We start from the raw sequence: 19,805 nt of genomic DNA, 5'->3' as shown, positions 1-19,805 counted from the left end.
GCCGGGGCGTTCGGCCAGCCCGTCGAGCCAGGATGCCGAACGGGCTGGCGAGGCGCGGATCTGGCGGGCCGCGAACCGGGGCGGCTGAAGCGGCCTCGCTCGCCCAGGCACCCACCGAAAGGCGGAGTTGGGCGATGTTGACCCGCCAGTGAGGGCTAAACCGCGCGGAGCCCACGCCCAGGCACTAGCCATTCGTCGAAGGCAGGTCGCGCGACCGCGGACGGAAAACCGCCTCACACCTTTCCCGGAATTGCCCTAGCCTCGCCTCTTCAGCGCAGGGAGAGCGAGATGACATCAAGTTTCACCGTTCATGACGCCAGCGGATATGAGCAGCTCATGGGCCGCTGGAGCCGCAAGCTCGCGCCCAAATTCATCGACTTCGCCGGGCTTGCCCGCGGCGAAAAGATCCTCGACGTCGGCTGCGGCACCGGCAGCCTGACATTCGAGCTGGCCAAATCCGCCGAGCTCGCGGCGATCGCGGCAATCGACTTTTCGCCCGTCTTCGTCGAGGCGGCGAAGCGGCGCAACACCGACCCGCGCATCGAGATCCAGCAAGCCGACGCCACCGCCTTGCCGTTCGCCGACGATGGTTTCGACCGCGCGCTGGCGCTGCTCGTGCTCCACTTCGTGCCGGAGGCCGGCAAGGCGGTGGGCGAGATGCGCCGCGTGGTGCGGCCGGGCGGCGTGGTGGCGGCCGTCGTGTGGGATCATCTCGGCGGCATGCCCGGCATGCGCATGATGATCGACACGGTGGCCGCGCTCAGCGAAGGCGGACGCCAGATGCGCAGCCGCTATTGCTTCCAGCCGATGATGCAGCCGGGCGAAATGAAGCGGACTTTTGTCGAGCAGGACCTGGCCGACGTGACCGAAACCGAGCTGATGATCCGCATGGACTACCGCGACTTCGACGACTATTGGGCGCCGATAGCGGCCGGCGAAGGCCCGCTCGGCAAATACATGATGACGCTCGACCCAGCCGAGCGGACGCGCAGCGAGGCCGCCGTCCGCGATGCCTATGAGGCCGGCCGGCCGGATGGCGCGCGGTCGTTCGCGAATGTTGCCTGGGCTTGCAGGGGCGTGGTGCGGTAAGGGCGCCGAAGAACCGCCCATCCGCCATCTGCCGCCCAGGCCGGTCTCCATGAAGACGCGCCGGCGCTATTGCGGCAGACCGGCGGCCTGCAGCGCCTCGCCGAGGCATTGCGCGAGCGCCGGGGCACAGTGCACGGCCGCGAACTGCCGACCGTAGCGAAACGTCGGATGCAGCTCACGCACCCGCGCCGCTGCCGCCGCCGCCTCTTCCAGCCGGCCGAGCTTGGCCAAGGCGGCGGCCAATTGCACATAGGTGATGCTGTGGGCGGGATTGGCCTGCACCGACCTGTATGCGGCGCGGCAGGCCTCGTCATAGCGGCCGCGCAGCAGATGGCTCATCGCCTGCGCGTCGAAGGCGGCGAAGGCCCAGGGGTCGAAGGGGCTGAGCCGCATCCCGCGCTCGCTCCACGCGATGGCCTGCTCCGCTTCGCCGCTCCAGCCGAGGATGACGCTGCCCAGAATGTAGGTCAGGGCGGATGACGGGCTGACGGCAAGCGCGGCTTCCAGGGCGGTGAAGGCGGCCTTGCGGTCATGTCCATCCATGCCGATCGAAAACCCCGCAAGGGTAAGCGCGGCCGCGTCGTCCTGTCCGTGCAGGATGGCCAGGCGGGCATGGCGCACCGAAGCCTCGCGATCGGCTTCCTGCAAGCCGGCGCGAAGGAACAGGCAATGGTGGCACATGGCGGCGTTGCCATGGGCAAGCGCATAGGTCGGCTCGAGTTCGATGGCGCGTTCGAGCAGCACGAGCGCCTGCGTCACCCGCTCGGGCATGCCGGAATCCACGTCCGGCTGGGCGCGCAGCACGAGGTCGTAGGCATCGAGACTGTTGGGGCGCTTGCGCCTCACCCTCTCGATTTCGACACGCCGCAGGCTGGGCGCGATCGCGCCGACGGCCGCCAGCGCGATCTCGTCCTGCAGCGCGAAAATATCGGCGGAGGCGCGGTCGAAGCGCTCGGCCCATATGTGGGCGCCGGTCGAGGTGTCGATCATCTGGCCGGTGACGCGCACGCTGCCGCCGGCCCTGCGCACGCTGCCTTCGAGCACATAGTGGACGCCGAGCTCGCGGCCGACCTGCTTCACGTCCACCGCGCGCCCCTTGTAGGTGAAGGAGGAGTTGCGGGCGATGACGAACAGCCAGTTGATGCGCGCCAGGCCGGTGATGATGTCGTCGACGATGCCGTCGGCGAAATAATCCTGTTCGGGATCGCCGCTCAGGTTCGAGAACGGCAGGACCGCGATCGAAGGCTTGCCGGGCCATGTCAGCGTTGCCGCCTCGGGGCCCAGACCACCGATCGCGACCTCGGGCCCGACATAGCGATAGCCGTGCCGCGGCAGCGTCTCGATCCAGCTTCCGCCGCCGGCCGCGCTCTCCAGCATGCGCCTGGCCGCCGCGATCTGCACCGTCAGATTGCTGTCCTCGATCGCTTGCCCCGGCCATGCGGCGTCGATCAGCGCCTGCTTGGGAACCGGCTTGCCCGTGCGTTCGACAAGCAGCGCCAGCAGCGCGACGGCCCGTTGGCCGAGTGGCGTCGGCTGGTCGCCGTGGAACAGGATCCCGGCTTCGCCGTCGATGCGAAAGGGGCCAAAGGCGAGGCTTGTTGCCATTCCCGAAGGAGATACCGTTTGCAATCTTTTCGCAATGATTTCGCAACGGCTTCACGACTGGCCGGCTCGATCGAGGCATCCTGTGCCGGTGGCTGCGGGAAAAGCAGCGAACCGATGGAGGATCAAATGAGCGCCGCACCTGTCATCCGGATGCCCGACGAGACCAAGGGGGTCATGCTGCGTGGCCAGCCGATGGTGTTTCTCGTCACCGGCGGGGATACCAGACACACGAGCATGTTCGACTGGACCATACCGGCCGGCTTCGCCACCGGCCTGCATGTCCATCGCGTGCAGGAAGAGACCTTCTATGTGCTTGACGGCGAATGTGTCTGGTACGTGGGCGGAAAGGTGATCCGGGCGACGCCGGGCACCTTCCTGTTCATTCCGCCCGGCGTGCAGCACAACATCACCAATGTCGGCGAAAAACCGGCCCGCGTGCTGATGACCGTCTCGCCGCCCGGCCATGAGCACTATTTCGAAGACCTTGCCAGGCTTGCCGCAAAGGGCTCCCCGGATCCGAAGGCGCTCGCCGAGCTGCGGAACCGCTACGACACCGACCAGCTCTCCACCCTGACGACAAGTGCCTAGGCGAATTGGTGCATAGGCGTAATTGGCCCGCTTACGGGGGGCGAACGCCGGCCGCCGGCGCCTGCGTTGTCTGGACACAGCAAAGATTATCGCTGCGGCCGAGAGGCCAGGCTTGGCTTTGGAGGCTGGCCTGTATCCCGCCGGAAATTTTCCTGTTCGGCTATGACGACGAGGAAATCGCCCGACATCTGTTCCCGCCGCATATTTCGATAGGCATGGGCGATCGCGCAGTTGGAAGCGCCCGTGGTGGTGCGAAGGAGATGTTATTCGATCACCAGACTGGAGTGCCCGCTGGTGGGGCGGGCGAGTGTGTGGGGTTAGTGGATGGCTTCCAGTCGAGCGGTTTTCGGATCATATTGGAAGTTCACAACTGACCCATCCCGAATCTTACCCACGACGTCATCGATCACCGGCAACGGAACAAGGAACCATTCCCTGGGCTTCACGGGATGCCCAAAACGATCCTCGATTGCAAGGTCGAGGCGCGCGGGCGCAAACACGCGATGCAACACGTTTTCCAGTTTCGTCCGATTGATATTGAAGAGCTTGTAGGTGGCAACGATCTCGACATCTGCAAGGAGATAGGTCGCATCCAGCGCAGCGTTGGCAATTCGCGTCTCGACCTTGCCGCCAGTTACACCAATCTTGTGAATCAGTTCCCTATGAGGCGCGATGTCCGGATGATCGGACTTGCTGCGCAAGACGTAGATCGTTCCACTCTCCAGGTCGTCGTCTGCTGCGTCACCGCCGAACAGCGGCCCGGCTGAAGGGTCGGTGATGCGCCGGCCAGCTTCGTCGCGATGCAGCGCTCGCTGAAGCGAGCGCAGCAGCACGTCGCTCTCCGTTCCATTGTCGTAGATGACCCGGAGGCGACTGTCGCGCCGATCATAATCCGTAACGAATTCTTCCCCGGCTTCGGCGACAAAGGCGATCTGTCCACCGACGATGAAGAACTCGCCCTGCTTGATTTCGGCCATGGTCTGGAACCGCCGAGTCTGCCGAACACCTGCGTCCAATTCCTTCTTCACCTGCTCCAGGATCGGCTTGAACCGCTCGAAGTCTTTGCAGACGGTGCGATTGGCGATCTCCTCGGCCGCGCGCACTTCCTCACGCGGCCTTACGTGGGTGAGTTTCGTAATATCAACGGCCTCGACCTTCTCGACGCCGAGTTCGGCAAGCAGCGCGTCGTCGTCCGCATCTTCGGCGAACCCGCCATGGGCCTGCACAAATGGCTTTAAAAGGTCGTATCGATCGAACTCCGCCACCAGCGCGCGGCAATCCGGCAGTTCACGCAGCCGATCAAGCCGAACGGCATAGAGCCGCTCGAAGATATCGCGCTCCTCGCCATGCTGGGGTGGTCGGCCGTGTTCGTCGACAAACTTCAGGATATCCTCGAAGCCCGCGATGACGCGCTCTTCCGTCGGCGTGCGTGCAGCCGCTTTCTTGGTCTCGACCGAGACGCCAAGCGCTTCCAACAGTTCCCTGTCGTCATGCTCAGGCATTGGCAGCTGCAACGTTTCTCTGGAGGAACGCGACGCCCTCGGCCATCCGCTTCTCCCACGCATCCGGAGACGTGATCTCCGGAAGCCGGCCGCGTTCGGTCTTGAACCTCAAGGCGCGTCTGGCGAGGTCGCGGGCTTCCTCGATGGTCATGCTGATCCGCTTTCCCGCGATCACCGCAGCCACCTGCTTCAAGGTCTGCTCGCTCATCGACTTCGCCAGGATCGCATAGGCAGCCTCGAACGGGTTGATACGGTCGATCAGATCGATGTCGAGGTTACGCACGTCCATTGCGTATTTGCGTACCCCATCGATCAAGGACGAACCGCCCCTTACCTCGCCCTTCTCGTCCATTTCCGCCGCGATCGCCTTGGCCTTCTGGGTGAGGTTCAACGCAGCCACCGCGTGCTGCCGGATCGCTTCCTGATCGGTCTCGCTGAGCTCGGGATAGCGTTCCTTGACGATCTTCCCCATGCGGACCTGAGTCAGCTCCTCCGGCACGGTCTCCTCGTCGAAGAGGCCGCGCTCCAGAGCGGACTTGTCCTGCACAAAGGCGGTGATCACCTCGTTCAGATCGTCCCGGCAGATGCGCTTGGCTTCGTCGCTTTGCGGTGTCACGAGACCATTGATCTCCAGATGGAACTGGCCGGTCGTCTCGTTGAATCCGACATTGGTGCCCTTCGGATCGTATCCGCCTTCGCCATAGTCAAATCCAACGCGCTCCCCGCTGTTCTTCGGTGCAAAGTCGAAACGCGGCGCAAGCACCTGCTCCATCAGCAGGCTGGCCGCGATGGCTTTCAGCGTGTCGTTTACGGCGTCGATGACCACTTCTTCGCTCGCATCCGGCTCGGCGATCAGATTGGTGAAGCTGGCGCTCGCCTTGCCTGGCGCGTCACGGGTCGCACGTCCGATGATCTGGATGATCTCGGTCAGGCTGCTCCGGTAGCCCACCGTCAGAGCGTGTTCGCACCATATCCAGTCGAAACCCTCCTTCGCCATGCCAAGCGCAAGGATGATGTCGACATGGTCGCGATCATAGCGGTGCGAGGGATCCTTCAGCGCACCGACCACCTTGTCGCGTTTGCCGGGATCGTCGTCGACGAGGTCGGCGACCTTGATGACCTTCCCGGCCGGCAGCCGAACAAGATGGAATCCGGTTGCGGGGTCTTCGCCCTCCCATGACCCGAGCGCGTCCATGATCTCGTTCACCTCCCTCACCTTATCCTTGGTGCTCTCGCGGGAATTGACGTTCGGGATGTGGACGATGGTCTTCCTGGCCGGGTCGAGCACCTTCATGATCGCGTCGAGATAGCGGCCCGAATAAAAGAAATAGCCGATGTCGAGCGACTTCAGATGCTCGTAGCCGTTGAGCTGCTCATAATAGGTGTACGTCACCGAAACGAATTTTGACTCATCGGACGGCGACAAAACGGCCTCGGCGTCGCCACGGAAGTAGGAACCAGTCATCGCGACAAGGTGCACCTTGTCGCGCGCCAAGAACTGACCGAGCTGGGCGCCCAGTCGATTGTCCGGATTGGCGCTGACGTGGTGGAACTCGTCGACGGCTATCAGGCAACCGTCGAAAGCGCCGACGCCAAGCTCGTCGACCGCGAAACGAAAGGTGGCATGGGTACAGACCAGCACTCGGTCTTCGCTCCCAAGGAACTGGCCGACAGCCTTCACCTTTGACTTTGCCACGCTCGGCGTGTCGATGCCGGGGGCGTTGCACAGGTTCCACTGCGGTCTCACCGTCCAGTCCCAATGGAAGCCACATTGCGACAGCGGCTCGTCGGCGAAGCTGCCGCCGATAGAGCGTTCCGGCACGACGATGATCGCCTTCCGGATGTTTTGATTGTGCAGCTTGTCGAGCGCGATGAACATCAGAGCACGCGACTTGCCGGACGCGGGCGGCGACTTGATGAGAAGGTATTGCTCGCCGCGCATAGCGTAGGCGCGCTCCTGCATGGTGCGCATACCAAGCTCATTGGCCTTGGTGGAGGCGCCTGTGTGGGCGGTCCGCAAGGAAACAGATGGGATCGTGTTCACCGCCATGCCATCAAATCCTGTAAAGCTGAAGGAGTTCGGCTGCCCAACTCGGGAACTTCGACCAATGAAAGATGCCTCGTTCCGCCCATGAGACCGTTTCTCCAATCTGACCACGCCCCACCACGGCAGCTAGGACATCGTCGTGCGGGTAGACGTAGCAGTCATCTCCGAGAATGAAGGCGATGTGCAGGTCTCGCCCGCAATATTTCTTATAGAACCCAAAGCGCCCCTTCAGTTGAATTCGTAAAACATTCGTACCGTCCACATGGACGGCAAGGAAATCCGCTCCGTGCCAGTCATCGTTGAGACGAAGACAATTGTATCCGTAGTCAGCCAGCCGCCCAGCCACCTTCTGGAAATTGTAATTTTCCTTCTGACGGGCGTTGAGGCTTTTGTATGCTATTCTTTCAAACATCAGGCATCCCTTTCGTCAAAGCGACGAAGAAACAATCGCGCCGTGATCAGGCTGATCTGGAGACGGAACGTGGCATCGTCCTCTTCGGACACTCCAGGGTGACCACCATGCGGATGCATTCTGTTCATGAGGGCCTGGACGTACTGTGTCTTCTGGCCATCCCATTCGTTGTAGTCAGCGAGCAGAAATGGCGGTTGCACACCCCCGCCCAGGAAGTCCCGTTTCGCCTTACGTCCTTCTTGGCGCTACAACCGAGGCGCTCCGCCATCTCGTTCAGGTAGCTCTTGTAGAAATTGCGAAGCGCTCCCTTCGCTGATGCCCATTCACCGCGCTGGAATGCTGCTATTGCCTGCTTCAGATGGCCCTTGGCGACATGAAATCCATGGCGATCTAACAGAGTCGCTATCTCGCTTTCGGCTTCCCGAAATGCGAGTTCCGGCACGTCCTCAGGCAGCATCCTGACCAGTTGTGTTAGCTTTTCAGTGCGAGCGCTCTGCCAAGGACGATCAAGCTCGATCTCGGTGCTGGTCTCGACAATCTCGAACCCGTCAAATCGCAAGCCAGCTGTGAGCTTCCTCCAACTTTGGCTGCTCCTGACATGGTCCGGCGCCTTGATTGCTGTTTCCACTAAGGCCCTCTTAAGATCGACGATCCCGGCTTCCGTGTAGACTTCGATCACCTCATCGATGGCGGTCTGAGACAGACTTGCTACCCGAGCCGCCTTGCTGGAGCCGCCGCATCGATCCGATATGCCCCATTGGACCGCTAGGACGTCAAGATCGCTGTGAGAGTGGAAATCTGACACTACCTCTGCGGCAGCAACAAGCGTCATGTGGTTGAACTCGCTCATGCCGCTCTCTTGGCCTTGGTCATCTTGGTGTAGAGGTCGAACAACTTCTCTAGCCGCTCGGTGTCATTCCGGAAGCGCCGGCCGATATAGATGCGCTCTAGCGTCTCGTCGTTTCGCTCATGGGCAGCGCGAAGGTCGTCCGGCATGTCCTCTGGATCATAAAGGTCTGCGATCGTGGCCGGGAAGTGCGCCTCGCGAACAAGCAAGATGTCCTCAGCGCACCGGGTCAGGTCGGCCTTGTTCTTTTCGGTGAGTGTCGGAACAGGGAAAGCGTTCCAGCCCATGGTGCTGGAGTAGCGCAAACGTGTCTCCAATTGTCCGCAAACTGTTCGTACCCAAATCATATGAAGCCGCGACGCAATCAGCGCTACGTTCCACACAGGGGCGTCGTACAAGGCGAATGCATTATCAGACACAATCGCATGGGAAGGCAAAAGTCCCACAGGGAGGTAGGGGCGGGATTCTGATGTGACCTTTGGAACGACAATTGAGTAATCTACACCTCGTCCCTGGATCTGCCTGAATCTGTGTGGCTTATCGGCATAATCTCGCGTTGACGCCGCTGTACTTGCAGCTCGCATCGCGCCGACGGCAGCTAGGCGATGCTCTATAAAGGGCGATGCTCTCGCAACATTAACATCAACATCTTCAATCCATACGCACTTCCTGACTATTCCTTTCACAAATTCTTGGGCACCGACGAATTCAAAAATGAATCTAGACAGAAGTGGCTCACCCTCCAGCACCTCTTTGGCTTCAGACGCTGACAATATTAGATTTCCGCCATCTGACGGTTTGTTTCCCCACACCATTGCGGCTTTATCCGCAGGACTTCGTGAAATCGCCTCTACAATCACGTTGGGTCCTGATACGAGATAAGCGTTTATATATTCCGTCTGCTTGGCAGTAACGCTCCCGTCGTCGACAATTGAATACAACCAGCGCATTCTGCCTGCATGATTCGAGATGCCTACAACGGCAACAGTTACGCCCGCGTTGTAGCTGGCAAGATTAGCCCATTTGAAGGACGTGTGAGCAAAGGCGATCTCATGGCCCGTCTCGAAGATCAACGGCCAGAGGATCGGTACTTGCTCTCCTTGACAGATCGAGTTGGTGGACACGAACGCTGCCATCGCGTTGGTCTGCGTACCGTAGTCAGCAGCCTTCATGAACCAGCCAGCGACATAGTCGAGCGACTTCCAGCTTTTGGTTCGACTCTCGAAGATCGCTTGCAGTTCTGACTTCTGCTCCGCTGATTGCCATGTGAAGCCCAAATAAGGCGGATTTCCGCAAATGTATGTCTCACCACCTTCATTCTCGAAATCGATCTGCGCTTGGTCGAGCGGCGTATGAAACAGGTCTTCGGCGTGGTGCTTCACGCCTATTCCAGTCGGCGGGCAGATGCTGAGCCAGTCTAACCGCAGCGCATTGCCGCACGTGATCCAATTCATGGCGTCGAGCGGCAGGAACTCGGCCAGCGCCTCTTTCTGTCCGCGATAGAGCACGTCGCATTGATACTCGGCTATGATGAGGGCGAGGCGTGCGATTTCGGCCGGAAAGTCGCGCAACTCGATGCCCCGAAAATTGGTCAGCGGGATTTCCGAGCGGAGATCCCGCTCGCCACGCCGCCGATTGATCTCTGCCTCGATCGCTCGCATTTCCTTATAGGCGATGACGAGGAAATTGCCGGAGCCGCAGGCCGGGTCGAACACCCTGATCTTCGCGATGCGTTTGCGTAGGTTAAGCAGCATGCGGGAATTGTCGCCCGCCTCCTCCAGCCGAGCCCGCAGATCGTCGAGGAAGAGCGGGTTCAGCACCTTCAGGATGTTCGGCACGCTTGTGTAGTGCATGCCGAGTGCGCCGCGCTCCTCGTCGTCGGCGACGGCCTGGATCATCGAACCGAAGATGTCCGGATTGATCTTCTTCCAGTCGAGATTGCCGATATGGATGAGGTAGGATCGGGCAATCCGGCTGAAGCGCGGCACGTCCGTGCTGCCGGAGAAAAGTCCGCCGTTCACATAAGGGAAAGCATCGGCCCAGCGAGGGAGCTTTGCGGGCGTCCGATCCGCGATTTTGGTGTTCATCGCCCGGAAAAGCTCTCCAATCACCTCGTGGGTGTTCGAAGAATCTCGCGCGCTCATCTGGTCGACCGTGGCCGTGAAGAGGCGGCTGCCGTTGAAGATGTCAGTGTCCTCGGCGAAAAAGCAGAAGATCAGACGCGCCATGAAATGATTCATGTCCGGACGACGATCGGCTGTGCTCCACTCGGGATTGTCTTTCAGAAGCTCGACGTAGAGACGGTTGAGCCGCCCGGTCGCCCGAATGTCAAAGGAATTTTCACGGATCTGCTTGACCGTCGTGATTCCGGCTAACGGCAGGAAAAAGCCGAAATAGTTCGGGAAATCCGCGTACTCGCAGGCAACCGTCTCGCCGCTGGTCAGGTCCTCTGCCTCGAAGGTGACGCCGTCGGTCGCCAGGATGAACCGGGCCTTGTTGGCGGCCGTCTTCGGACTCGACCGAAGCGCTGGCAGCGTTTCGCCAACCTGGCCTTCCTGACAGACCGCGATGTGGATATTGTTGCGTTGGAGGACGCCTCCCGCCACATCCGAGGAATTGGACGAACTGCTGCGCAGCCGCTTGACCGTGGTTTCCTTATTGCCGAACGCCGTTAGGAAAGCGAACGGGAACTCGTCGCGATCGAAAGGCGCCGCCGCCAGTTCGGATACGGCCTCTTCGATCTCTACCGCGTTCAACCCATCCCCCAAATCCCAACAGTCGAATTAGGCTCGACTGCGAACGCGGCTCTTTGATTAGCTCTAGCGCTAAATGTACCGCTATCAGTTTATCCGACTCGCGGTGCACCTCAAGCAGCAACATTGGCGCACCCGACAGGATTCGAACCTGTGACCTCTGCCTTCGGAGGGCAGCGCTCTATCCAGCTGAGCTACGGGTGCTTCCCGGCGGGCCGGAAAACGAACCGGGTGAACCGGCAAGTCACGGCTTCTTAGCGGAAGCGGGCGCGGGCTTCAACGGGCAATTGGAGATTGGCGGTTTCCAAAGGTTCGCCTCGCGGGTGGTGCCCCGTCGCGTGCGGCGTTCCCCCTCTCCGTCTCGGCTTCGCCGAGCCACCTCTCCCCCGCCCTTGGCGGGGGCGAGAAACTTGAGCCCCTCACTGCCCCGTCTCACCCTCACCCGCCCGCCTCGCTCTTCACCGCCCGCCTCCTCACTCCCCTTGCCGCCCTCTTCGCCTTCTTCGCGCCGGTCAGCTCGTGCATGGCGTCGAGCTGCATCTGCTGCATTTCGGCCAGGCGCGTCCATTGGCGCGAGATGAGGTAGTCAAGTTTTTCGTGCAAATGGCGCACTTCGAGCTCGGCCTTGAGGTTGACGCGGTAGTCGTTGAAGGAGCGCAGGCGGTCTTTCACCTCCTGGCGCTTCTGGCTCATCATGATGATGGGCGCCTGGATGGCGGCGATGCAGGAGAGCAGCAGGTTGAGCAGGATGAAGGGGTAGGGATCGAAGGCGCGGTTCAAGCCCTCGAACAGGTTGATGGCGATCCACACCAGGAGCACGCCGGCGAACGAGATCAGGAACCACCAGCTGCCGCCGAAGGCCGCCATGTTGTCGGAGACGCGGTCGGCGAACGAGCGGTGCTCCTCGAACTCCTCTTCCGAGTTTTCCGAAATCGTGTCCTGCCTGGCGATCGATTCCACCACCTGGCGGTCGAGCTCGGAGAATTCGCCGTGCTCCTGCTGGAGCAGCTCCTCCATGTAGCGCATGCGGTAGCGGCCGAGCTCCTCGCGGCTGATGCGGGCGCCATGCGGCAGGTCGGGATGGTCGGAGCGGATGCGGTCGGCCAGGCTCGGGCGCAAATCGTCGATGCGCACCAGGTCGCGCTTGCGGAATTTGCGGCCCGAGATCGCCGACGGTCTTTTCTTGGGCTTGGCCCGCGAGGCTCCGGGCAAGGCGGGCTCGGAGTCCGGCACCTCCGGCGTGTCGAAATGCTCGTCCGAAACCCCGTGCAGGTCCTCCCCCGTGGTCGGCGCCTCGAAATACTCGCCGCCGCTGTCATTGTCCGCCGCCTGCTGCTCGGACGCCTTGGGAAGGGTGCTCATGATGCGGGCTCCTGCTGTGGTGGAAGACGATAGACCGATGCGGCGATGCTTAGCCAGCATCGCGGCGATTTGGCATGCCTATGCCACGTCTTGCGGACGATTGCGTGACAGGAAGGGGCAGCGGGCCGCCTTTCGGGGCTCGCCTGGTAGACATTCGAGGTTGGCGGCGGCTCTGTGAAATCGTCATCAACCGCTGAGGAACCATAACGGGGGCGAAGCTCCGTCGCGGAGCCTGGATCCATTCAATGACATTGGCCGCAGCGGAGCAGAATTGCGAACCGTTGCGGCGCTTGCCGAGTCGCGGCATGGATCCTCGCGCCGCGTCGCTACGCTCCTTGCTCCGCCCGTGGATGACGAAGTGATTGGCCGGCGCCTGGGCGACGGCAACAAAAACCCGCCTTGCGGCGGGTGGCCGGCGCAAATCAGCACCATAGCGAGAATAGTAGCATAGTTGCCTTCACCCTGTCAAGAAAAAATTCCTATCGGGTCAAGTGGACGCCATCGCCCGCTTTCGAGCGACTGCGCCGCCCCTCACTGTCCTGCCGGACATCTCTCCCCGTAGAACGGGGAGAGAGGGGCTGTTATCGCCGGTTTCGCCCATCACCAACGCTGCAAAAAGGGTGCCGAGGTTGCGGCCAGCCCCTTCTCCCCGTCACTATACGGGGAGAAGTGCCCGGCAGGGCGATGAGGGGCGGCACCGACTTCGATAGTTGAGCAAGCTGGTCCGAAGCGAGGCAGCCCCGCAGTTCGCCCGCTCACTGCTGTTCGGCGTACATCACCCTGGTCGGGGCGTCGGCCGGCGACAAATTGCGCTGGATCAGCGCCTCGACATGGTCGTTGCGCTGGCGGGCGCTGTCGGCGCCCATCACCACCACGATCAGCTGGCGGCCATCGGCTTCGTAGGAGGTGACGATGTTGAAGCCGGAAGCCCTGATATAGCCGGTCTTGATGCCGTTCACGCCGCGCACGCGGCCGAGCATGTCGTTATGGCCGCGCACCAGCCGGCCGCGGAACATGAAGTCGCTTTCGGAAAAATAGTGGAAATGCTGGGGGAAGCGCTGGTGCAGCGCCATGCCGAGCACCGCCATGTCGCGCGCGCTGGTGACCTGGCCGTCGTCGGGCAGGCCCGAGGCGTTGCGGAAAATGGTGCTGGTCATGCCAAGCTGGCGCGCCTTCGACGTCATCATGGCGGCGAACTCGTCCTCCGAGCCGCCGAGATATTCGCCCACCGCCACCGCCACGTCATTGGCCGACTTGACGACGATGGCGCGGATGGCGGAATCCACGTCGATCGTTTCCCCGCGCCGGAAGCGCATCTTGGTCGGCGGCTGCGAGGCCGCGTGGTCGGAGACCGGGATCTGCGTTTCCTTGGAGACGCGGCCGCTCTCCATCGCCTCGAACAGGAGGTAAAGCGTCATCATCTTGGTCAGCGAGGCCGGATAGCGCTGCGCCCTCGAATTGACCTCGAACAGCTGCTTGCCGCTTCTGATATCGACGACGATGGCGGCGTATTTCTGCGGCGGCGCCGGCACGGCGAGCACAGAGTCCGGCGGTGTCGTGGTCGAGCAGCCCGCAACCATCAGCAACAGGCCAAGGGCGACGAAAAGTCTCTGGACGAGCGGAAGGCGACGCTGGTGGGACAAGGGCAAGTCTGTTCGGGTCAGGCTGTTGCTGAGATGCGGCGAAGCTAACGTAACCCGCCAGCCGCGTCCATTTGGTTAATGGCGGTAGCCCCAGCTTTGTCTGCTTTCGCAAGCTTGCGTTCCAAGGTGATGCAAAATGCCGGTCGCGACGCTTGCGCAACCGGTGGCGAACGGTTCTTGTTGCGCTTTCGGATTCGATGAGAGCACCATGGATACGCTCACCCTCAAGGCACGCGGCATTTCGGTTTCGCTCGACACCACGGTCGGCCATATCGCCGACATGGTGGTCGAGGATGGCGGGCGCCAATTGCGGCCGCTGCACCGCGCACCCTGGGTCGGCGCGCCACGCGATACGCTGCCGGCCGACTTGCCCGAGGGCACGGTGCGACTGTCCGGCGATTTCCTGTGCGCGCCGTTTTCGCGCAGCGACGTCGAGGAAGCGCCGCTGCATGGCTGGCCGGCCAACAGCGCCTGGGACGTCACCCAGAGCAGCGCCGTGGACGGCGGCTGGCGAGCCGTTTTCCGGCTGCGCCGCAAGGTCATGGGCGCGACCGTCGACAAGATCCTGACGCTGCGCGACGGCCATGCCTTTCTCTACCAGGAACATGTGTTTTCCGGCGGCCACGGCGCGATCTCGGTCGCCCATCATCCGATGACGGCAATGACGGATGGCGGCCGGCTGGCCTTTTCGCCAAAACGCTTCGCGGCCTCGCCCGCCGATCCGCTGGAGCCCGACCCCGTGCGCGGCCGCTTCCTGCTCGCCTATCCCGGGCGCAGCAGCGATCTCGGCCATTTTCCCGCCGCGGGCGGCGGCACGCTCGACCTGACGGATTACCGCATGGACGACCGGCGCGAGGATTTTGTCACGCTGGTCGAGGCCGATCATGGCGGGCCGGGCTGGACGGCCCTGGCGCGCCGGGCCGAGGACGATCTGGTTCTGGTGCTGAAGAACCCGGCGGAGCTGCCGGTCACCATGCTGTGGTTCAGCAATGGCGGCCGCGACTACGCGCCGTGGAGCGGACGGCATCTGGGCGTGCTCGGCATAGAGGACGGGCGCACGGCGATAGGCCACGCCGCCTCGATCGGCGACAACTGGCTGACGCGCGAAGGCGTGGCGACGGCGTTCGCGCTCGGCGAAGGCGCCAGCGTCTCCTTCCGCCATGTCATCGGCGCCCTGCCGCTGGCGGGCGGCGAGCCGCCGCAAGAGGTCACCACGGCGGAGGGCCGCATGCGGCTCTTGGGCCGAGGCTCGGCGCGGGAGGTGCCGTTCGACAGCGATTTCCTGCGCATCGGGCAGGCCGCGGCTGGTTGAGCGGATTGGCTTCGAACGTCGGCGTTTCGACACTTGACCACCGCACCTTACCCAAAATGCCGGTTTGAAATTTCCGCCGAGTGCCGCCAGAATAACGGTCGCGCCAACCATCAGGGGCAAGCGAGGCCGCCATGTCCGAAATCGCCCATCTCGCCGCCACCATCTTCAAGCGCGCCGGCAAGGCAAAGCGCTTCATCGTCGCCATTGCCGGACCGCCGGGGGCCGGCAAGTCGACATTGTCGGCGAGCCTGCACGATCTGCTGCCGGAAGGCGCCGTGGAGGTCGTGCCGATGGACGGCTTCCACTATGACGACGTCGTTCTCAACCAGCGCGGGCTGCGCGCGCGAAAGGGCGCGCCGGATACGTTCGACTTCGGCGGCTTCGAGACGCTTCTGAAGCGCATCCGGGCGGGAGAGCCCGACATCGCCATCCCGGTGTTCGACCGCGGCATGGAACTGTCGCGCGCCGCGGCGGCGATCATCGGCGCGGAGACCAAATTCATCCTGGTCGAGGGCAATTACCTGCTGCTCGACGAGGAGCCGTGGTCGCGGCTGGCGCCGCTGTTCGATTTCTCGATCTTCGTCGAGGTGCCACGCAACGAGCTCGAGCGCCGGCTGATGGAGCGCTGGCACGAACATGGCCGCTCCGAGGAGGATGCGCGCGCCTGGATCGCCTCCAACGACATGCCCAACATCGAACGCGTGCTGGCGCGGCGCCGGGCGGCCGACCTGGTGATTGGTTAACCTGCTTAATTGTCGGTATTTTTCGACGGGAACCTTAAGGGGTTTCGCACCGTTATGGCGGGGAACCGATTGTCCTGCGTAAGGGGATTTTGCAATGGCAACCAAGGCAAGAAAACCCGCGACCGCCAAGACCAGGACGACGAAGACGACGCAGGCGAAAGCCGGCGCTGGTCCGGCGATCGCCGAACGTTCGAAGGACGCCAAGCCCAGCTTCGGTAAGGCCGCGCCTCGGAAGGTCGCGGCCGCGGCCGCAAAGCCGGCCAGCGCGCGCAAGCCGGCGCCAGACAAATCCGGCGCCGTCCGCACCGTGGCGAGCGTTGCAGCCGGCGCGGTGGTGGCGACGGCACGCGGCGCCGCTTCGCTGGCGGCTTCCGTGATGGGCAAGGGCGGCCCGAAAGCCAAGGCGAAATAGCCCAGCCGAGTCGGCCAAGGCTACGATATCCCGCGCCCCAGGGCGGCCGGGCCGCTTCAGCCCTTTGCCGGGATTGTCAGGCCCTTCTGCACCGCCGGCCGAGCCAGGCCGCGCTCCAGCCATGCCGCCACATGCGCGAAATCATCGAAGCCGACGAGGTCGCGCGCTTCATAGAAGCCGATCAGATTGCGCACCCAGCCGATGAGCGAGATGTCGGCGATGGTGTAGTCATTGTCCATGATCCATCGGCGGCCCTTCAGCCTGCCGTCGAGAACGCCGAGCAGGCGGCGCGATTCATCGCGGTAGCGTTCCAGCGGCCGCTTGTCGGCGATCTCGCGGCCGGCGAATTTGTGGAAAAAGCCGACCTGGCCGAAGATCGGGCCGACGGCCGCCATCTGGAAGAACACCCACTGGATCGTCTCGTAGCGCCGCGCCGCGTCCGCCGGGACGAGCAGGCCGGTCTTGTCGGCGAGGTAGAGCAGGATGGCGCCGGACTCGAACAGGCCGATCGGCTTGCCGTCGGGACCGTTCGGATCGATGATCGCCGGTATCTTGCCGTTGGGATTGAGCGACAGGAATTCCGGCGTCCAGCTTTCGTTTTTGCCGATGTCCACATAGTGCGGCTCGTAGGCCAGGCCGATCTCTTCCAGGGCGATCGATATCTTCACCCCATTCGGGGTCGTCGCCGAATAGAGCTGGATCCGGTCCGGGTGCCTGGCCGGCCAGCGGGCGGTGATTGGAAAGGCGGACAGGTCGGCCATCGAGAACTCCTGGGCGGGATTTCGCACCGAGCGGCGCGGTCTGGGTGGGGTCGGCAAAGAATTAGGCGTACGCCCCGGCACGATCAATGCGGCGTCAGGCGTTTGGCCGTGCACGCACAGTCAACAAATCGAATGATGCCGGCATCGGGAGCCGGCAGATTGACCTGCCGGGGCAGAACACGATCGCCGGGATCAGATCGCCTTGAAGGCCAGCACCGCATTGGTGCCGCCGAAGGCGAAGCCGTTGCTGATGGCGGCGCGCACCTTGCGCTCGCGCGCGACGTTCGGCGTCACGTCGAGATCGCAATCGGGGTCGGCCTCGCGGAAATTCGCCGTGGGCGGCACCACGCCCTCTCGGATCGCCATCACGCAGGCGATCATCTCCAGCCCGCCCGAGGCGCCAAGGCAATGGGCATGCATCGACTTGGTCGAGGAGACGGAAAGCGAGCGCGCGTGCTCGCCGAAGACGCGCTTGATCGCGGCGGTCTCGATCTGGTCATTGGCCTTGGTGCCGGTGCCGTGCGCATTGAGGTAGTCGATGTCCTCGGGATTCAACCCGGCGTCCGCCAGGCAGAAACGCATCGCCGCTTCCGGCCCTTCTATGGTCGGCGCAACGATGTCGGAGGCATCGGCCGAGAGGCCGGCGCCGACGATTTCGGCGAGGATGTTTGCGCCGCGCGCCACCGCATGGTCGTAGCTTTCCAGAATCGCCATGCCGGCGCCTTCGCCGAGCACCAGGCCCTGACGGTCGGCCGAAAACGGCCGGCAGGTATCGGGCGACAGCACGCGCAGAGCCTCCCACCCCTTCAGCACGCCCCAGACCAGCGGCGCCTCGGTGCCGCCGGCGACCATGACGTCGGCGCGGCCGAGCCTGATCTGGTCGACCGCCGATGCGATGGCGTGGTTGGCCGACGAGCAGGCCGAAGTGACGCCGAACACCGGTCCGCGCAGGCCGAGATGCATGCTGACCTGGCCGGCGGCGGCGCCCGGCATGACCTTCGGCACCGTGAAGATGCCGGCGCGATTCTTGCCCTCGATCAGGATGGCGCGATAGTTCTCCTCGACCGTCTCGAAGCCGCAGACGCCGATGCCGATAACGGCACCCATGCGGTAGGTATTGTCCGCATGGGCGGCCAAGCCGGACTGCTGTAAGGCTTCGCGGGCGGCAATCACCGCCAACAGGCTGAAACGGTCCATCGAGACCAGCTGCTTGCGCTCGATGCCATGGTCGGGCAGCCCCTTGATCTCGCAGCCGATCTTGACCTTCAAATCGTGCAGGAACGGGTTATCGATGGGGCCGATCGCCGAGCGGCCGGCGCGCATCTCGGTCCAGATCGCCGGCACGTCGGTGCCAAGCCCGCACAAACCGCCGATGCCGGTAATGACGACGCGCTTGTGCATCCGGTCAGGCTTTTTTCGCGATCAGCGCGCGAACGGCCTCGACCATGTCGCCAACATTCTTCAGGTTGCTCCAGGCATCGACCGTGTTCATCTCGATCTCGATGCCATACTGCTCCTCGAGATCGAAGATGATCTCGGTCAGTTCCAGCGAATGGATGCCGAGCGCCGTCAATTCGGTGCTGGTGGTGATCTCCTCGCCGCCCGGCTCGGCATGAGCCTTGATCTTTTCGATGATTTCGGTCGCCAGTTGGTCAGCCATTCGGTTTCTTCCCCACTTTGTCGTTTCCCGACGCCAACTGAACAGCGCCTTTTTGTCCTCGATATCAGGCCGCGACCGTCGCCTTGGACCCCCGCCAGGCGTCGCATGAGCGTACCAAGGTGGCTCCCTCTATAGAAACGGAAACGCCATCAAGCAACAAGCTATATATCGACAAAACCGCCGCGGTGCTTAACCTGACGGCGTGGATACGATCGAACATACCGGATTTTCGGCCCCGCCGGCGCAGCGGGCGGCCGGACTGGCGCAGCTCGTCTGCGCCAGTCAAGACGGCCGCACACGGCTGCGCCGCCTCTATCAGGACGGTTCCGCCAAGATAAGGATGCCGGCCGTTTCCGGCGGCCCGCTGGAAGCCGTGCTGATCAACACCGCGGGCGGGCTGACCGGAGGCGACCGCCTCGGCTGGGAGATCGACGTCGGCGCGCATGCCAGCGCCACGATAACGACGCAGGCCTGCGAGAAAATCTATCGCGCCGCTTCCGACCGGGCCGAAGTCAGCGTCCGGCTAACGGTCGGCGAAAACGGCCGCGTCGCCTGGCTGCCGCAGGAGACCATCGTTTTCGACCGATCGGCCTTTGCCCGCACGCTCGACCTTGATCTTGCCGCCGGCGCCGAGGCGCTGGTGCTGGAAGCCACCGTCTTCGGCCGGACGGCGATGGGCGAACGCGCGGTCCAGGGCGGCTTTCACGACCGCTGGCGCGTCCGCCGGGGCGGGACTCTCATCCATGCCGAGGATTTCCGCATCGGGCCCGACATCGCCGCGACCCTGACGCGCCCGCCGATTGCCGGCGGCGCCGTCGCCATGGCGACGGTGCTATTGATCTCGCCGCGGGCGGAAGCGCTTCTCGATCCAGTTCGGGAGATCATCGGCGGCCAGGGCGGCGCCAGCACCTGGAGCGTGCAGGAATCTGGCAAGCTTCTTGCGAGGCTTTATGCCGGCGACGGCTACCGGCTGCGCCAGCATCTGGTTCCGCTCGTCGGCTTGCTCAACGGAAAGGCGGGGCTGCCCAAAATATGGTCACTGTGATCGTGTCCGCATCATTCCAGGGAA

The 19,805-nt window shown here is 63.1% G+C and carries 17 protein-coding genes and 1 tRNA gene; 6 read left to right on the top strand and 12 right to left on the bottom strand.

The window, feature by feature from the left end:
- The first annotated feature begins 288 nt into the window (after positions 1–288).
- Entirely contained in the window at positions 289–1,089 is an 801-nt protein-coding gene (locus FJ979_RS19575; protein WP_140582923.1) for a class I SAM-dependent methyltransferase, read from the top strand.
- 66 nt (positions 1,090–1,155) lie between these two features.
- Here the strand turns inward: FJ979_RS19575 and FJ979_RS19570 are convergent, their stop codons facing one another.
- Positions 1,156–2,694, bottom strand: a complete 1,539-nt coding sequence (locus FJ979_RS19570) for a winged helix-turn-helix domain-containing tetratricopeptide repeat protein (protein ID WP_140582920.1) — start codon at positions 2,692–2,694, stop codon at positions 1,156–1,158.
- 126 nt (positions 2,695–2,820) lie between these two features.
- Between FJ979_RS19570 and FJ979_RS19565 the strand changes: the two genes are divergently transcribed.
- Positions 2,821–3,282, top strand: coding sequence for a cupin domain-containing protein (locus tag FJ979_RS19565; RefSeq protein ID WP_140582918.1), 462 nt, complete (start codon positions 2,821–2,823; stop codon positions 3,280–3,282).
- Between the two features lie 317 nt (positions 3,283–3,599).
- On the opposite strand, the gene FJ979_RS19560 is transcribed toward FJ979_RS19565, so the two are convergent.
- From FJ979_RS19560 to FJ979_RS19520, 8 genes are all read right to left on the bottom strand, one after another.
- Positions 3,600–4,784 carry a GIY-YIG nuclease family protein gene (locus tag FJ979_RS19560; RefSeq protein ID WP_140582915.1) on the bottom strand — a complete coding sequence of 395 codons (1,185 nt, stop codon included), beginning with the start codon at positions 4,782–4,784 and terminating at the stop codon, positions 3,600–3,602.
- Positions 4,777–6,834: a DEAD/DEAH box helicase gene (locus FJ979_RS19555; protein WP_140582913.1), complete on the bottom strand. Its 2,058-nt coding sequence runs from the start codon at positions 6,832–6,834 to the stop codon at positions 4,777–4,779. The genes FJ979_RS19560 and FJ979_RS19555 overlap by 8 nt, the downstream gene beginning before the upstream one ends.
- Before the next feature lie 4 nt (positions 6,835–6,838).
- On the bottom strand, positions 6,839–7,243 hold the full coding sequence (locus tag FJ979_RS19550) for a hypothetical protein (protein WP_140582910.1): 405 nt from the start codon (positions 7,241–7,243) through the stop codon (positions 6,839–6,841).
- Between the two features lie 124 nt (positions 7,244–7,367).
- Positions 7,368–8,093 (bottom strand): hypothetical protein, encoded by a 726-nt coding sequence (locus FJ979_RS19545; RefSeq protein WP_246679341.1) that lies wholly within the window; start codon positions 8,091–8,093, stop codon positions 7,368–7,370.
- Positions 8,090–10,846, bottom strand: a complete 2,757-nt coding sequence (locus tag FJ979_RS19540) for a DNA methyltransferase (RefSeq protein ID WP_140582908.1) — start codon at positions 10,844–10,846, stop codon at positions 8,090–8,092. Before FJ979_RS19540 ends, FJ979_RS19545 begins: the two co-directional genes overlap by 4 nt.
- Before the next feature lie 124 nt (positions 10,847–10,970).
- Positions 10,971–11,047: transfer RNA gene (locus FJ979_RS19535), tRNA-Arg, on the bottom strand.
- Between the two features lie 234 nt (positions 11,048–11,281).
- Complete coding sequence (locus FJ979_RS19530; RefSeq protein ID WP_140582905.1) at positions 11,282–12,205, bottom strand: DUF1003 domain-containing protein; 924 nt, start codon at positions 12,203–12,205, stop codon at positions 11,282–11,284.
- A 755-nt stretch (positions 12,206–12,960) separates the two neighbouring features.
- The gene (locus FJ979_RS19520) at positions 12,961–13,848 is read right to left on the bottom strand and encodes a D-alanyl-D-alanine carboxypeptidase family protein (protein WP_140582902.1); all 888 of its coding nucleotides are present in this window, start codon (positions 13,846–13,848) and stop codon (positions 12,961–12,963) included.
- Between the two features lie 208 nt (positions 13,849–14,056).
- Between FJ979_RS19520 and FJ979_RS19515 the strand changes: the two genes are divergently transcribed.
- The 3 genes from FJ979_RS19515 (at position 14,057) to FJ979_RS19505 (ending at position 16,315) form a co-directional block, all read left to right on the top strand.
- Positions 14,057–15,160 carry a hypothetical protein gene (locus FJ979_RS19515; RefSeq protein ID WP_140582900.1) on the top strand — a complete coding sequence of 368 codons (1,104 nt, stop codon included), beginning with the start codon at positions 14,057–14,059 and terminating at the stop codon, positions 15,158–15,160.
- Between the two features lie 131 nt (positions 15,161–15,291).
- A complete protein-coding gene (locus tag FJ979_RS19510; protein WP_140491298.1) occupies positions 15,292–15,903 on the top strand; it encodes a nucleoside triphosphate hydrolase in 612 nt (203 codons plus the stop codon).
- Between the two features lie 94 nt (positions 15,904–15,997).
- Positions 15,998–16,315: a hypothetical protein gene (locus FJ979_RS19505; RefSeq protein ID WP_140582897.1), complete on the top strand. Its 318-nt coding sequence runs from the start codon at positions 15,998–16,000 to the stop codon at positions 16,313–16,315.
- Between the two features lie 56 nt (positions 16,316–16,371).
- Here the strand turns inward: FJ979_RS19505 and FJ979_RS19500 are convergent, their stop codons facing one another.
- The 3 genes from FJ979_RS19500 to FJ979_RS19490 all read right to left on the bottom strand — a co-directional run bounded on the left by FJ979_RS19500 (position 16,372) and on the right by FJ979_RS19490 (position 18,736).
- Complete coding sequence (locus FJ979_RS19500; protein WP_140491302.1) at positions 16,372–17,076, bottom strand: glutathione binding-like protein; 705 nt, start codon at positions 17,074–17,076, stop codon at positions 16,372–16,374.
- Positions 17,077–17,268: 192 nt separating this feature from the next.
- Positions 17,269–18,477 carry a beta-ketoacyl-[acyl-carrier-protein] synthase family protein gene (locus tag FJ979_RS19495; RefSeq protein ID WP_140582895.1) on the bottom strand — a complete coding sequence of 403 codons (1,209 nt, stop codon included), beginning with the start codon at positions 18,475–18,477 and terminating at the stop codon, positions 17,269–17,271.
- A gap of 4 nt (positions 18,478–18,481) precedes the next feature.
- A complete protein-coding gene (locus tag FJ979_RS19490) occupies positions 18,482–18,736 on the bottom strand; it encodes an acyl carrier protein (RefSeq protein WP_140491308.1) in 255 nt (84 codons plus the stop codon).
- Between the two features lie 202 nt (positions 18,737–18,938).
- Between FJ979_RS19490 and FJ979_RS19485 the strand changes: the two genes are divergently transcribed.
- Positions 18,939–19,781, top strand: a complete 843-nt coding sequence (locus tag FJ979_RS19485; RefSeq protein WP_140514399.1) for an urease accessory protein UreD — start codon at positions 18,939–18,941, stop codon at positions 19,779–19,781.
- The last annotated feature ends 24 nt before the right edge of the window (positions 19,782–19,805 follow it).

Origin of the sequence: Mesorhizobium sp. B1-1-6 (assembly GCF_006443035.1) — a bacterium.
GTDB lineage: Bacteria > Pseudomonadota > Alphaproteobacteria > Rhizobiales > Rhizobiaceae > Mesorhizobium.
Note: the sequence above shows the minus strand (reverse complement) of the source record. Positions and strands in the feature narration are given on the sequence as shown.